Below are 269 nucleotides of genomic sequence, written 5' to 3'. Positions count from 1 at the left end.
AGTCGGCGTCGAACGCAACACGCAGCGCCCAGTATTTCTGCAAAAGCCCGAGGATGATCATCCACAAGGCAAGCAACAGGCAGATGATTGAAACACTCGGCATCAACAACTGGATAAGACCGAACAGCACACCCACTAGTGTCAGCCCTGTGGATAACTGGTCCAGGGACCGTCCGCGGCGCAGCCGGCTGGCGACCACGTGCCGGTCCCTAGCCGCGGGCATGGGGCAACCCCGCCAGAGCTCGACGGGGTGCGGGCTGCAGGACCAC

General features: G+C 62.5%; 1 protein-coding gene. It reads right to left on the bottom strand.

Annotation, left to right across the window (positions count from 1 at the left end):
- On the bottom strand, nucleotides 1–199 hold a 199-nt coding region (locus tag AC0L20_RS41110; protein ID WP_473295845.1), incomplete at its 3' end, for a hypothetical protein.
- Between the last annotated feature and the right edge of the window lie 70 nt (nucleotides 200–269).

This window comes from Bradyrhizobium sp. Kon58, assembly GCF_055807455.1.
This window is presented reverse-complemented; position numbering and strand designations above follow the sequence as displayed.